The sequence below is a fragment of the Mucilaginibacter sp. 22184 genome (assembly GCF_052045695.1).
Classification (GTDB): Bacteria; Bacteroidota; Bacteroidia; order Sphingobacteriales; family Sphingobacteriaceae; genus Mucilaginibacter.
The window spans coordinates 544114-558377 of record NZ_JBQEPI010000001.1 but is presented as its reverse complement, the minus strand read 5'-3'; the positions used below and the strand labels follow the sequence as shown (position 1 = coordinate 558377).

At 43.9% G+C, this 14264-nt stretch carries 11 protein-coding genes and 1 pseudogene; 4 read left to right on the top strand and 8 right to left on the bottom strand.

The genetic code is table 11. The features are described from left to right. Positions 1-12: 12 nt before the first annotated feature. On the top strand, positions 13-3555 hold the full coding sequence (locus ACTJKG_RS02325) for a DUF6443 domain-containing protein (RefSeq protein WP_440738247.1): 3543 nt from the start codon (positions 13-15) through the stop codon (positions 3553-3555). A 3-nt stretch (positions 3556-3558) separates the two neighbouring features. Then, on the top strand, positions 3559-3954 hold the full coding sequence (locus ACTJKG_RS02320) for a DUF5071 domain-containing protein (protein WP_440738246.1): 396 nt from the start codon (positions 3559-3561) through the stop codon (positions 3952-3954). 25 nt (positions 3955-3979) lie between these two features. On the opposite strand, the gene ACTJKG_RS02315 is transcribed toward ACTJKG_RS02320, so the two are convergent. The 3 genes from ACTJKG_RS02315 to ACTJKG_RS02305 all read right to left on the bottom strand — a co-directional run bounded on the left by ACTJKG_RS02315 (position 3980) and on the right by ACTJKG_RS02305 (position 5568). Further along, entirely contained in the window at positions 3980-4363 is a 384-nt protein-coding gene (locus ACTJKG_RS02315) for an SAVED domain-containing protein (protein WP_440738245.1), read from the bottom strand. A gap of 117 nt (positions 4364-4480) precedes the next feature. Then, a complete protein-coding gene (locus ACTJKG_RS02310; protein ID WP_440738244.1) occupies positions 4481-5260 on the bottom strand; it encodes an AAA family ATPase in 780 nt (259 codons plus the stop codon). Beyond that, positions 5254-5568, bottom strand: a complete 315-nt coding sequence (locus ACTJKG_RS02305) for an HORMA-1 domain-containing protein (protein WP_440738243.1) — start codon at positions 5566-5568, stop codon at positions 5254-5256. Before ACTJKG_RS02305 ends, ACTJKG_RS02310 begins: the two co-directional genes overlap by 7 nt. Before the next feature lie 10 nt (positions 5569-5578). On the opposite strand from ACTJKG_RS02305, the gene ACTJKG_RS02300 reads away from it, so the two are divergent. Next, a complete protein-coding gene (locus ACTJKG_RS02300) occupies positions 5579-5788 on the top strand; it encodes an SDR family oxidoreductase (RefSeq protein ID WP_440738242.1) in 210 nt (69 codons plus the stop codon). 91 nt (positions 5789-5879) lie between these two features. Continuing rightward, positions 5880-6136 (top strand): annotated as a pseudogene (locus tag ACTJKG_RS02295) (NAD(P)-binding domain-containing protein). 668 nt (positions 6137-6804) lie between these two features. On the opposite strand, the gene ACTJKG_RS02290 reads toward ACTJKG_RS02295, so the two are convergent. From ACTJKG_RS02290 to ACTJKG_RS02270, 5 genes are all read right to left on the bottom strand, one after another. Beyond that, a complete protein-coding gene (locus tag ACTJKG_RS02290; RefSeq protein WP_440738241.1) occupies positions 6805-7581 on the bottom strand; it encodes a polysaccharide deacetylase family protein in 777 nt (258 codons plus the stop codon). Positions 7582-7730: 149 nt separating this feature from the next. Next, the gene (locus tag ACTJKG_RS02285; RefSeq protein ID WP_440738240.1) at positions 7731-9146 is read right to left on the bottom strand and encodes a DUF4932 domain-containing protein; all 1416 of its coding nucleotides are present in this window, start codon (positions 9144-9146) and stop codon (positions 7731-7733) included. Between the two features lie 583 nt (positions 9147-9729). After that, positions 9730-13200 (bottom strand): ABC transporter permease, encoded by a 3471-nt coding sequence (locus ACTJKG_RS02280; RefSeq protein WP_440738239.1) that lies wholly within the window; start codon positions 13198-13200, stop codon positions 9730-9732. Between the two features lie 525 nt (positions 13201-13725). Further along, positions 13726-13935: a hypothetical protein gene (locus tag ACTJKG_RS02275; protein WP_440738238.1), complete on the bottom strand. Its 210-nt coding sequence runs from the start codon at positions 13933-13935 to the stop codon at positions 13726-13728. Next, on the bottom strand, positions 13932-14225 hold the full coding sequence (locus ACTJKG_RS02270) for a hypothetical protein (RefSeq protein WP_440738237.1): 294 nt from the start codon (positions 14223-14225) through the stop codon (positions 13932-13934). The genes ACTJKG_RS02275 and ACTJKG_RS02270 overlap by 4 nt, the downstream gene beginning before the upstream one ends. Positions 14226-14264 lie beyond the last annotated feature (39 nt).

Here is a 14264-nt window from a genome sequence, read left to right as displayed (position 1 = left end):
ATTCAGAGCAAGATGCAATCACCATATAAAAACAAAACTCAGCCGTATCTGGTCCTGTTAGCAATTCTGCTATGGGCTTATCAGACTAATGCACAATCCACAACACAGAATTATGTGCGGACGAGAACACCCAGAAGAGCAATCCCCACCAACGTAAAGTTGGATGCACTCACAGGTAATAAAGACTCCGTTGAATCTGTTATACAATATCTGGACGGCTTAGGAAGACCTATTCAATCTATCCAGGTAAAAGGCTCGCCCTCAGGAAAAGATGTAGTGGCGCCCTATACCTATGATGCATATGGACGGGAAGTGACAAAATATTTACCCTATTCGGCTACTGCTTCAGATGGTAGTTATAAGGCTGATGCCTTAACGGTTGGTGGCGGCCAAGCCCAATTTTATGCCGGGCCGCCATTAGGTGTTGTTTCGACGAGCAGCCCATTTTCTGTAACAAACTTCGAACCTTCACCATTGAACCGGGTAACGGAGCAAGGAGCCCCGGGTGTATCCTGGCAACCAGTTCCAAACAATACAACGGGCCATACCGTTAAGACGACTTATATCAGCAACAATGCCACAGTATTGACGGACACCAGTAATAGCAGGCTTGTTGTATTGTATACAGTTAATATTAACAATGACCAAACAAGGACCCTTAGTAGGACCGGGAATTATGCTGCCGGCCAGCTGTACGTTACGGTTATGAGGGATGAAAACAATAAAGGTACCAGAGGTGGTTCTATAGAGGAATATAAAGACCTCGAAGGTCGCGTTGTACTTAAACGAACTTTTAATTTTGTACCGGGATCGTCTCCTTCATTGCAGTTCCTATCAACTTATTATGTCTACGATGATATAGGTAACCTGGCCTTTGTATTGCCGCCGGGTGCCAACCCTGATAATGGCCTAAGCAGCGCTGCAAATCAACCGGTATTGGATAATCTTTGCTACCAATATCGCTATGATCAAAGAAATCGTTTAACAGAAAAGAAGCTGCCAGGCAAGGGCTGGGAATTTAATGTTTACAACTCCTTAGATCAGGTCATTTTCAACCAGGACGCCAACCAGCGGGCACAAAATCCCCAAATCTGGACCTATACGCAATATGATGTACAGGGAAGAGTAGCCATGACCGGTATTTGGTCTTCAGCAGGTGCAACCGGGAGTACGGGTGATGCTAACATTTCCGCGCCAAGCCATGCTTTAAAACAATGGCTGGAAAACTGGGCGAGCCAGCAAACGGCTTTATGGGTAAGCCGGGATAACACCACAGCCACGGGCTATGGTGTCCTTAACCCACAAGGGAAAATACTAACGGTCAATTATTACGATGATTATAATATTGTCAACCTTCCAAGTGTATATAACGCGATCACTTTAGCAAGTTCAATGACCCGTAGTTTACCAACGGCTAGTAAAACGGTAGTATTAAATACGATCAATAATCCTACGCCGGATATGCTATGGAACGTCAGCTATTATGATGATTTTGGACGCACCGTCCGGAACTACAAACAGCATTACCTTGGCGGAACCGCTAATACTGGGAACTTTGATGTTGTGCTCAGCTCCTATAATTTCAATGACCAGTTAATCAATGCTAACCGCAGACACTTCACAGGAACTGCGACGCCCCGTGTTACTATCGCGAATCAATATTTTTACGACCACCTTGGGCGAAAAACACAAACTACTGAGCAGTTAACGAATAATGCCCTGGCGGCAGATACCAAAGTAACGCTTTCAAAAATTGATTATAATGAAATCGGGCAAGTATGGAAAAAGAACCTTCATAGCACCGACAACGTCAGTTTTAAACAAACAATTACTTATGGATATAATGAGAGGGGATGGCTTTCTGCAAGTTCTTGTGACCAATTTGTTTTGCAACTGAGTTATAACGGTGGAACGACACCGCAATATAATGGTAATATCGCCAACCAGACTTGGCTAACAGCAGGCAGCAGTGTGAAGGCCTATACTTATCGGTACGATCAACTAAATCGGCTAAATTTCGGCATCTCCACAGATGGGTTTTCCGAACGCAGCATCAAATACGATCTGTTAGGCAATATCAGCAATTTATCTAGGGTATATAACAATACACTCATCGATAGTTTGACTTATAATTACCTGGTAGGTGCGAATGCCACTAATCAGGTACAAAGTATAACAGACAAATCAATTGATGCCGGAACCAAAGGCTATAAATCCGGGACTTTTACTTATTCCTATGATGGTAACGGGAACATGACCATTGACAATAGTAAGGGTATTTCTGTCGGTTATAATCTGTTGAACTTGCCACAGGATATAGGACTAGGTAGTGTACCCCTTTCAACTTACGCCTATGATGCAACAGGAGAAAAACTTAGTAGACTAGCAGGTACGGCCAAAACAGATTATATAGCAGGCATACAATATGATGGGACAGCGGCGTCCTCAACCCTTAGTTTTATACAAACGGAAGAAGGAAGAGCTTTACCGAACGGAACTACATCCTATAATTATGAATACTCATTAACTGATAATTTAGGTAACAGCCGGGTGAGTTTTGATATGGGAACGGGAGTAGTGAGGCAGGTGCAGACGGATGATTATCTGCCATTTGGAATGGAGATCAGCAGAACTGTAAACGCGGCAAAAAACGAATATCTTTACAATACGAAGGAGTTACAAGAGAACATTCAACTATACGATTATGGCGCGCGTTTTTATGATCCGGTAATTGCTAGATGGACGAGTGTGGATCCGCTGGCGGAGAAGTCGAGGAGATGGACACCTTATAACTACGCTGAAAATGATCCGATTCGAAATATAGATCCTGACGGTATGGATGTTGTTTATGGTGGCGGCGTGAATGGTGGCGATTTATACACAGGTACGGATGCTCACGAAAAGTTCAGAAGCTTGCAGCAAGAGTATAACACTAAAACCACAGATCCTTGCTGTGAAGTTAGGCCAGCTCAAGTAGAAAAAAGTAATACATTTGTAAACGAAAAGGGTGAATTAATCAAAAAAGGAGGTAAATTTACTAGCATATCTGCATTTTTGGCTTATGTTGTAGTTGAACTATTTTCTTCGCATGATGACCCGGCCAAAGATCTCCAAAATGCTTTCGATAATGCAGCGAAGTATAACTTTAGAAACGCAGACGCAAATGAGGGTCTTGCAAATGAACTTGTAAGAAATGGCTACGGGAATGTGAGGTTCGATGAAGACGATGATAATGACACCTACGTATATAGAGGAGGTCCACCATCAGCTGGAACTATGACACCAAGACCTTCAGACCTAGATGGATTATCGACTTTTACAACATCGGCTGAAGCAAAAGCCAAACTAGGCGTGCCGATCACCTCCAAGATTAGTGTCAATTCATTGCGAAGACTTGGCCTACAAGTAGTCTATCGCGGTACGCATGCCAGTATAAGGCCTGCCACTGCTAAGGAATTGGCTGAGTGGGCTGCTACAAAGGCAGGCCTACAACATGGGGGAAACAGCCATGTGAATACGAAAAAAGTACAAGCATCAGTAAGAGGTATAGAATAAGTTATGAGAAACGAAAATTATATTCCCAAAGACACTCGTGATATTACAGCTGTTGAACGGCTTAAACATTTGCCATTTGAAACAATCAAAAAGGATATTCCGAAATTATTGGAATGGCTTCAGGACACACATTGGGAGGTTGCTCCGGGCATCGCCGAATATTTAATCCCTCATGTTAATGAAATGACGAAAGAGTTGTTATTTGTTCTAAAGACAGACGACAGTACGTGGAAGTACTTTCTTATTAATATCTTGATTGCGCGATCAAAACATAAACTGACTCCCGCATTAATAAGTGAACTTAAGAGAATCGCTGAACGTCCCACAAATATTGAGATCGAGGATACAGTTGATGATGCAGCAAAAAGCGTACTAGCAAATAAATTGTTATGTGACTAGGACTTATATCTTTCGCTACCGGCTCCTACCGCAAGTTGTTCGTTTGATACCATATTTTTTCTACATGATGCAATTGAAATACTTCAATATCACGAAAATTATGAAACTGGTATCCTAAGTCAATCGCCAATGGTATAGGTGCAAGTCCAAAATACAATACTTTATGTCCGGCGTTTGATCTTAGTTTCGGTTCAATGCTATCAAAAAAGAGTTTTCGCTGGTTCATAGCGATTTGGACCTGATCGGTGTCGTATAGATTTTCAAGTCTTAACACAGCTGGAGCAACCGAAATGAATTGCCGGTCAAGGCTTTTCCAATCTTCAGGCAAGGCAGCGATACACTCTTCATTGGTTATTGGCTGAAAAAAATTGTGCTTTATAATGATTAAGCCTTTTGGCGTATTACTCATAATGCTTCAATTTTAGATTCTATTATTAATGGTGTTGGTTCAGTATTGCTGAGGACTTTATAATATAATTCTACATCGAATGGTTTGTCATGATCTATGGCGTAATAAACGGCCTGCTTACAGTTGTATTAAATCGGAGAAACTGTAGGGGACCGTTTTTGTGCCGATAAAATCTAACAGCTTTTTCAAATCCTGTTTCGTGTGTATCACCCCTTTAAAAAGCATATCTAAAACAGCTTCCAGCTTTTTACCCGTAGGGCGTTCAAAGTTAAGTTGAAGCGCCGTTCTCCTCCTGACTGCTGGATCTAAAACATTTACCCGGTTTGTTATCATAATTACGGCAAGGTTTTTCTTGCTTTTTTTTATGCCGTCAATTTGCTTAATTAAAACGTTCAGACCTGCGCGATCCTCATGATGCGCCTGGTTTTGCGACCTACTTGTCGCCAGGTCATCGGCCTCATCAATAATTAGAATGCCTGTTTCTCCATCTTTTAACTTCGCTTTGGCTGATTCAAAGGCTTCAGTCACCCGGTTTGAAAGTTCCCCTACCATGCCGCCACCACGAATATTTGATGGTGTTTCAAAGACCTTTACCGGATGTCCCAGCGCTAAAGCAAGTGGTGTACCTATGGTTTGCGCTAATGCCGTCTTGCCACAGCCAACTTCGCCTGATAGCATGATCAGTGGCGATCCATTTTCGATGTGGGATAATATGCCAAGGCCATTTTTGTAATGTTTCTTTTGCCAAGCTGTCACACGCTGGGGATTTAATATTAATGATAAGGTTTTAAGTAACTCGCTCTTTTGCTCATCAATTCCAACTAATAAGCCGTACTCCCTTTCTGCTTGTTGATCAGGGTGTTTATATTCTACTGATGTAAGTGCTGTATTTACCATTTGTATAAAGATTGTTGAAGGCCGAAGCCCTCTTTGCTAAAAGATTTGTGATATTCCATATTACCTTGAAGGGCATTGCCAGTTCCCCATCCCCAGGCTGTAATCTGTGCGTCAACTTCGGCAATATGAGGTGAAGTTCGGTCAAGGTCAATCAACAATTTAACTATCGTGTTTGACGGAAGCCCCCAAAAGTCCAAACCACCAGATGGTTCATCGGTGTAAATACTGCCGTCAGCTTTAAGCTCGTAATGAATGCCTCCTATTTGAGAGCCATCAGGTTTGCGAAACTGCAATTCGAACGTTCGCATCAATTCTATTTTGCCAGGCGCTACGGATACGGAAGGTGCAGCCAGCGCGGGCGTTACCGCAGGCAGTGAGTACGAAAAGATGTTTGTTGAAAAAACACCCCTTGGACGTAGGGGACAACCCGCAGATATTGCGAAAGCGGCAGTATTTCTGGCTTCCGATGACGCAGCGTGGATCACAGGAGAGCAAATTTCAGTTTCGGGTGGTATGTATGGTTTCTAATTCGTAAAGCTAAAAATTAAAGTCAGTTAACCATATCATTGGTTAACGGGGATTTACCAAACCCTATAGTAAATATATTAAGAATTAAATTATGAAAGTAATAGGCATCCTTGGCGCAGGGCATATCGGCAAAGTCGCAGCCACTCAATTTTTGGCAAATGGTTATCAGGTTTTGATCAGCAATAGCAAGGGACCTGAAACACTTAACAGTGTTGTCTCCAACTTGGAACCGGAGCAAAAGCTGTAACCGTGGCCGAAGCTGCTGCCGCGGACATTGTTTTGATAGCAGTACCCTGGCCAAATATCAAAAATCTTACAAACTCAGGGACTGGAACGGAAAGATCGTGATCGACACCTCCAATCGTTTTGAACAAGGTGACGGAATTGAAGACGACGGATTGGCATCAAGTGAAGTTGTTCAAAATTATTTACCTGGCGCATTGTCCATACGGCAGCGGCAGGCAGCGTATTTCACCACGCGCTTCGCTCCTGGCTGCATTCCACCGCTAGCCTCGCCTCCGCGATACAGGCGTGCTTTTCGTTACCTCGGCACACCTGCCTTTCCCGATAGCTCGTTAAAATAAGATCGTCACAGCACCGCGTCCACAAAATTAGCCACGCAGGAAAACGGTCAAGGGTATATGAACCCCCGATGATAGGATCGGGGCCCTTGACAGTTTCCCTGCTAACAGCTCCGGTTGTTTAAGCGGTGCAACGACACAGTGTGTTTAATTATTTTGGACTCAGAAAGCCTCGGCCGGAATCAGTTACCTGGAAAACTTTTCTGGGACGTTTATTCCTGACGGTTTCTCCGGGCCGGGAAACTTTAACATAAGTATGTGTGGGGCTTTCCGCGATCATTTTACTTTTGATGAGTACAACCTGCGGTTCTTCTGCTATTTTCAAGGTTACAAGATTCTCCGCTACGAGCCATATTAGCTTATGAAGGTTACGGGCGTGAGCGTATCATTAAGTACGAAGCCGTCATGGCCGATATTATCAACCTCGTAGCGTAATTATTTAGCTGCCATCACCTCGTCCATAGCCTTTATAAAAGTTGTTACTTCAATTTCATTTCGGTGTTGGCTTAAATACTTAAGTAGTTGCCGGTGTGCATCAGCCGGGGTAATCAGGTAATCGCCGCCTACGCCATGAAACATAAAAACACCAAGGCCACCACTTTGCTGTACTTTCTTCACAAAATCTATCAGGGCATCACCAGTTACTTGATTGCCTGGTACGCCCCACGAGGGTACTTTTAGCGGGTCGAGGTTCTTAAAATCAGTAATCACCGCATCGGGGCCTCCGCCTATGCGGGCGTATTTGGCAAGTCCTGTTTTGCGGAGCGTGTCAACATAGTTCCGGCCGCCAACTTCAAGTTCTGTACATGGGTAGGCATAGGTGCGGCTACCCGTTTTGCCGTCGAGAGCGAAAAGCAGCGTGTTCATTTCCTTTATTTCGCGCACCATAATATATGGTGTATAATTGGCCGAGTTGTCGGCAGGATTAGCTTTTACGTTTAGCAGGCACGGATGGTACAGGGTATGGTTAGCCAGTTCGTAACCTTTTTTACCTGCCTGGCGCCAGCGGGCTAATGAAGTTTCGGTCATGTTGCCAGTTAAAAAGAATGTAGCGGTAAGGTTCGCCGAATCGAGCTGGGGAATAGCTACGTTTAACTGCGAAGTTAAACCATCATCATAGGTAAGCACAATAATGGCTTTTTTGTGCTTAGTTTGCTGTGCATTGGCAATAATTGATATTATGATTAATAAAAAGAAAATAGATCTTTTCATAAAGGCTGTTTGTTTGATGCTAATATAGAATTTAGATTTGATACATGCTTAAAAAAGGAGGCACTTACGGAGGGTATACAAGCGGGCCGTTGTGTCTGCTTTCAGGAGCTGGCCCGTATTCTAAGACTTTTGCAAATAAATGTTAATGATTATTTGTCGTCTGTTTTAAAAGTTAAAGAAAAATCCATTACGCTATATCCATCATTGGTGCGCATTCTGCTTCCTGCCATATTTAATTGGTATTCTGTATTAGGTTTAAGATTGACTTTCAGAATAACGCTTTTATGGTCATCGGAAAAACTAATTTTCAAGGGCTTGGGGTAATGTTCTAATCCTTTTATACCGGGTCCGAAGAAATAGCGTATCCCATCCAATGGTTTGTCAAAGGTGAAAGTAATTTCTGAAGTGGCAGCATTTACGTTTTGATCACCATTGGACAATGGTGAAACCGAAATAACCTTGGCGCATTTAGCTAAATAGCGTTCGTTATAACCATCAATATCTTTGGCTACATTGGAATAAAAACCAACAATTTTGGGCATAAAGCTTTTTAAGTTCGGATTGGTTTTTCGCTGTTCTTCATAGTTTTCAAGTAGCTTAACTAAGTCGGCCATCCATACAAATCCTAAAGCCTGTTCAGTTTGTATACAGTGTCGTATTTTTATCGTGTCAGCCCCATGTTGTTCCTGGTAAATAATAACAGCAGCCCTGACCAGTGCTTCGTCGAACATGGTCTTCCAATTTCCATATGCTAATCTGCCCATCTTCAGACTTTGCTTATTAAAAATAGTTTCCCCTGACAAAGACAGTGGTTTTTCAAATTGAGTATTGAGTTCGTTAACAAAGGAATGATTAAACTCATGAATCAAAGTAGGCAGATAATTGTCCGGTTCAAAAATAGGGTCGCCTTTTATGTCGAATGTAAAGGCCCCCATTATTGCGTAAACCTTTCTTTGGCCCGAAGTATTGAGATGAGGCCCGTAGTTAGCATAGCCATTGCTCAACCCGATAATTACATTAAAGCTTTCGCCTGCCGCCTGTCCATAAAAGGTAGGATACCAAGCGGTATCAAATTGTCGGAACGTAATTTCAAACCGTTTTTCAGCTATAGAATACCGAACTAATTGGTCACGAAAAAAACCATCACAATCAGCATCCTTATAGAATTGCTTGAGTAAGATAACAAATTTGTTCGCAGTTGCTTCTGTCCACCGTTTATCAGGAAGCTGTTTTCCAAAGGGTATTATCGGACTTAATGAGGGCGCTTGTTGCAAGTCCACTGCCATAGACATAGGTGCATCATAACCAATTTTATCGCTATCTCTAAGGGTGCGCGCGTAGGCGATCAAGGGATGATTTGTAAAACGATCAAAATGGGCATGAATGGCTTTTACATAGCCTGTGTCATTGTCATTTATGTACTCATCATTGCCGGCTAAGCGAAATACAATACTAAGCAGCTCTACTCGTTGATCAACTTTTGGTGAAGTTAACAAAGGATGGGCTTTGGTGAAGGTGGCATATAAAAAGCAAAAAAGCGTAAAGAGAAAAATATGTGTTTTCATTGAGCTTATTTGAAATAAGGATTTCTTGCTAAACGATAAGACGCGCATTAAGTGCGAATGTGACATTATTCCATAAATTCCCCAAACTCAGCTATTAATAATGCTTGCGCCGAAATGGTGTGGTCTCATTCATCATAATCTCCACCCGTACATACGGGACATACAATAATACCGCGTTCATATTGCGCTGTCAACCAATTTTGAAAGGGACGGCTTTTATTTTAAAAAGTCGTCATCCAATAATAATGATGAATCGAGGCCCGGAACAAAAATAAGATCGCCTCTTTCAAGCTCTAGTTGATCAAAAGGAACTAATGCTTCAAAATATAATTTAAAGCTGCTTGGCCCGGAGCTTTCATCCTTGAATATTATCCCGATTCATCCTGTCCAGGCTATCGCTGATCTTTGCGTATAAAGCAATTTGCGATGCTAATCTCTAACATTTGCCTGGCAGTAAAGCTTACGGGACAAGCCGGATAATCAAATATGGAGATAGCATATTAAAAATGCGTTCCGTATCTCGTCCCGGAACGCATCACATTATATTCAACCAACTCCCCGGACCAGGTTCTTTGTAGCAACGTCATTCCGACCGAAGGCTTTTCACCGGGTTGGTCAGTGCTGCTTTGACGCTGTGGTAACTAACAGTGACTAAAGTAATCAGCAAAGCGCCTGCTCCGGTCAATGCAAAAACCCACCAGGACAGTCCGGTACGATAAGTATAATGCTGCAGCCACTGATGCATGAAATACCAGGAGAACGGCACGGCAAAGAGCAACGCGATACACACCAGGATGACAAATTCTTTGGATAAAGACCCCCAGATGCTCATCACCGATGCGCCCAACACCTTGCGGATACCGATCTCTTTGATACGTTGTTCAGCTACAAATGATGCCACTCCGAATAATCCAAGACAGGAGATAAAGATAGCGAGCACCGCAAACACGGAAGCCAGCTTTCCGGTACGTTCTTCGGCTAAGAATTTTTGCGCATATTCACGATCCGCGAATTTGTAATTGAAAGGCGCCTCCTGCGCGAATTTTTTAAAGACAGCTTCGATCCTGGCGAGTGCTACGGATGCAGGCATACCGGCCCTCAGTTTCAAAATGATCACATTGAATGATCGCTCCCGGTCATCCATCAAAAATACCACCGGGGTTACCGGTTCGAAAGGGGAATTCATGACCATGTCTTTCACCACACCCAGTACCTTCCAGTCTTTGCCATGCCATTTGATGGTTTCGCCAACCGGTTCTTTCAGTCCCATCTGCCTGATGGCTGCCTCATTAAACAAAAAGCCTGACGAATCACTCAGGAACTGTCTGGAGAAATTCCGGCCTTCCTTCATCTTCCAGCCTACTACGTTGCCAAAATCGGGATCGACCAGCACGGTGCCGAAAACCTCCTGCCGGTTGGGGTCTTTTCCTCTCCAGCTCAGGTTGTCTGCCGACGACCATGTGGCGGTCGTCGGATTGCCAGACGCGGATACGCCGGATACTGCGCCTGTGTTCAACAGTTCCTGACGGAAAGGGCTATATTCCCTGATCCCGGTATAAGGGATCGATACAAGGTTGTCCCGGTTGTAACCTACCGGCCTGTCCCTGGCGAATTCAATTTGTTTGAAAACAACGATGGTCCCGATGATAATGGTAACAGAAACCGCAAATTGAAGGACCACCAATACTTTGCGGGGCATAGCCGCCGATGGCCCTGCCTTGAAGGTTCCCTTCAATACTTTAACAGCGTTAAAGGATGAAAGGTAAAGAGCTGGGTAACTGCCTGCAATAAGCCCCGTAAAAAGGCAAAAACAAAAGCAGGCCAGCCAAACCAGCGGGTTAGTCCAAATCAGGTGCAGCCGCTTGCCCGAAATGTCGTTAAAAAATGGCAGGCTAAACCAGGCCAGCAGAACAGCGATCAAAAAAGACATGGCGACGATCAAAAACGATTCGCTGAGGAACTGCATTATCAGCTGGCCGCGCAGGGAGCCGATGGCTTTACGTATCCCCACCTCTTTTGCGCGTTTTTCGCTCCTGGCCGTGCTCAGGTTCATGAAATTAATGCAGGCCAGCAGCAGCACGAATAAGCCGATAATGCCAAAAAGCGACACGAACTGCAGGCGACCTGCGACAGCAACGCCGTCCTTAAACTCATAGAGGTGCCACTGCCACATCGGGAATAAAACCAGGGCGGGTTTGGTCGCATCATTCCTGCGTTCATCCAGAATATTCCGTATTTTATGGGCTACCTGCGGCTGCCGGCTTCCCTCATTCAGCAAGGCAAAAACCTGGAAAGAACTGTTATTCCAGTTATTCATATCTCCGGGATTTTTAAACAGGAGACGGATAGGCGCTATAAATTCAACATTGCCCAACTGCGTGTTTTGGGGCAGGTCCTGATACACCCCGCCAACCTGAACCAGATAGGCATCGCTGATCTTGATAATTTTGCTGATGGGATCGGCATCTCCGAACAGGGCCCGCGCGAATGATTCATTGATCAGTATGGTGCCCGGTAACCTGAAAGCTGTTTTTGATCCCTTCACCATATGCAGCGTCATGATATCGGTCATGGCAGGCTCGGCAAAACAGCCGGTCCGGGAAAAGGCATGGTTATGATAATTGATATTCTGCTCGTAGATCACTGCGGCGGAAACCGCTTTAAAGTCGCTGCCGTATTGCCCCCGCAATTCTGCCGAAAGCGGAAAAGGCTGCGAGGCCTGCGTTGCAATGCTGCCGCCGACATGCTTATTGGCCAGCACCTGCACGATGCGGTCATAACTCGTATTGAATTTGTTGAATGATACCTCGTCCCAGATCCATAATCCGATGAGCATAGCCACAGCCATACCCACGGCCAGGCCGCTGATATTGATCAATGAGGATGCTTTGTTCCTGGTCGTGTTCCGCCAGGCAATTTTCAAATGATTTTTAAACATATGATTCCGGGTTACCTGGTACGAAATTACCAGTGCGGGCCGGAAACCATATGTCAAATTATAAGATGACAGTTGTTTTTTATAGGCAGCAGGCGTTTCTCCGGTAACCCGTTTAAATGCGCGGTGAAAGGTGCTGGGTGAGTTAAAACCGGAATCATAAGCTATACCCTCCAGGGTGAGCTGATCAAATGCCGGATCCTGTAGCTTACGAACTACATCGGCTACGCGATACTCATTGACAAAGTCATTGAAGCTTTGTTTAAGTATGGTATTGATGATCGCAGACAATTCGTGGGTAGTCAGCCCAAGCTTTCCAGCCAGTGTGGTCAAACTCAGGTCCGGGTCCTGATAATAAGCACCCTTCCTCATCATTTGTTTAAGCCAGCCGGCTCTATGCTTAAATACATCCGGCGATGGTAATTTCAAAAAATAGGGTTCATCTGCCGGCGCGCTGATCTCCGGCTTTAAGATCACCATACCGGCCATTCCTATCGCTGATGCTGACAAAAGAAGATACAAAGGCTGGAATAAATGCGTCGACTGACTATTGGGGTATAAGCAAGCGATGATATAAAAAGGGATCCACAATAGCCATAGAAAGGCGAAACCTTTCACTAAATTCTGCAGCCAGCGCAATTTCAGTCGGTAACGGTCACCGCCCTTAAATTTCAAGGCCAGGGAAAAGTCTTTGATCAGCTTTTGAGCGGCATATAAATAGGCACAAACCGAAATAAATACCAGGAATTGAAGTACGGTATTCAGCGAGGGGATACCTGATGGATTATAAATAGCTGCGATGGCTTCCATCAGAGCGGGGCAGAAATGCAGCAGGTCGCGGGAGCGGAATTTGTATTTGGGCTTTGCTATGCTTCCTACATAAAAATAGATGAGCGGCCCTATGGCCAGCGAAAACTGTGGCAGTTCCGGACCAATATCAGTGTTTAATGCCCGCAACATCTCAACAACGGTAATCAGGAGGATAAGGCCAAGGATCCTGTTCGCAGCCTTGTTCCCCTTTTGCACAAGTAATAACATCAGGCTGAAAGCGAACCCAACGTATATGGTTCCCAGCAAAGCCAGGTTATAGAAATCCATATGAAAGGTATATGCCTTCATTTGCCAGTTCGCATCAATTTTTGTTCCTTAATTTCAAACAGTTGATTAGTAGATAAATATAAAACAATAACTGAAATGACTGGTGCAAAACCGCACATGGCCATGTGCGGTTTTGGATGTTGAAAAATTATCGGGATCAGCAATTGCGTTAAGTCTTCTTGTGTGTAAAGGAAATGTACCTTGTGTTTTACTCACATTAATTTTATTGATTTGATTTTTTTGCTTTTCAGTAGCACCTTTACTTTCTGAAGTGACTTCATAGAAATAAGCCACATGAACAGCGAAGAAAAGAGAGTGGATATTCCAAATTTCAAATATCTAATTCAGAAAGATAGCAAGGTCAAAAAACGGAACACCCCGAGCTCTGTTGCGAAACCCGTTGATCACGGCTCTGGAATATCCAGCCTTATTTCATAAGCAAAGGTCTAACGATATTATTTTAAGCACCTAATTCTATACGACCAGTACAAGTCAACTATTTACTCTTACTTACACGATGTACCCGACTTGCAAATTTTGATCGGCTTAGTACTCTCCGGCCCAATCGTCGTCATTACTCCCCTGGTTAATAAATAGAGAGATGCCCCACAGCAAAGCCCCGGTCAGCAATAGCTTTTTATGCTGTTCAGGGAAGGCATTTGCCAAATGGATCATTATCCCCAGCCCATCAAAGATCACCAGGCAGATCATTAAAGAGAGAATAAGCGTCCGAAATAAAAATAACTTGTCCATCATTCTATTTCCTCCAGGTTCTTTAACCGAAAGACCGCTTTCGCGATCAATCTAGCGTTGTAAGCCAGTTCGTCGAGCGTGCAGCAGATCGTTTTAATCTTCACAGGCAGTTCACCAACCATTTCCATCAGGTCGATATGTAAAAGGCACGAATCTTTTATGTATAGGCTGCCTTTTAACTGCCCGAACAATCCATTTGCGGCGCGGCGGTCATCACCTAAGAAGTACTGCCCATAATCGACAAAACCCTGCGGCGTTTTTATGCTTAACAAGATATAGAATTGTGTTTTCATAGCTTTTGTAAAAGAAAGAGCCCCTGCAAACAGGAGCCC

What these genes read in the sequence shown, in the direction of transcription:
- ACTJKG_RS02325 (WP_440738247.1), top strand. Translation starts at nt 13, where the DNA reads ATGCAATCACCATATAAAAACAAAACTCAGCCGTATCTGGTCCTGTTA.
- ACTJKG_RS02320 (WP_440738246.1), top strand. Translation starts at nt 3,559, where the DNA reads ATGAGAAACGAAAATTATATTCCCAAAGACACTCGTGATATTACAGCT.
- ACTJKG_RS02315 (WP_440738245.1), bottom strand. Translation starts at nt 4,363, where the DNA reads ATGAGTAATACGCCAAAAGGCTTAATCATTATAAAGCACAATTTTTTT.
- ACTJKG_RS02310 (WP_440738244.1), bottom strand. Translation starts at nt 5,260, where the DNA reads ATGGTAAATACAGCACTTACATCAGTAGAATATAAACACCCTGATCAA.
- ACTJKG_RS02305 (WP_440738243.1), bottom strand. Translation starts at nt 5,568, where the DNA reads ATGCGAACGTTCGAATTGCAGTTTCGCAAACCTGATGGCTCTCAAATA.
- ACTJKG_RS02290 (WP_440738241.1), bottom strand. Translation starts at nt 7,581, where the DNA reads ATGAAAAGATCTATTTTCTTTTTATTAATCATAATATCAATTATTGCC.
- ACTJKG_RS02285 (WP_440738240.1), bottom strand. Translation starts at nt 9,146, where the DNA reads ATGAAAACACATATTTTTCTCTTTACGCTTTTTTGCTTTTTATATGCC.
- ACTJKG_RS02280 (WP_440738239.1), bottom strand. Translation starts at nt 13,200, where the DNA reads ATGAAGGCATATACCTTTCATATGGATTTCTATAACCTGGCTTTGCTG.
- ACTJKG_RS02275 (WP_440738238.1), bottom strand. Translation starts at nt 13,935, where the DNA reads ATGATGGACAAGTTATTTTTATTTCGGACGCTTATTCTCTCTTTAATG.
- ACTJKG_RS02270 (WP_440738237.1), bottom strand. Translation starts at nt 14,225, where the DNA reads ATGAAAACACAATTCTATATCTTGTTAAGCATAAAAACGCCGCAGGGT.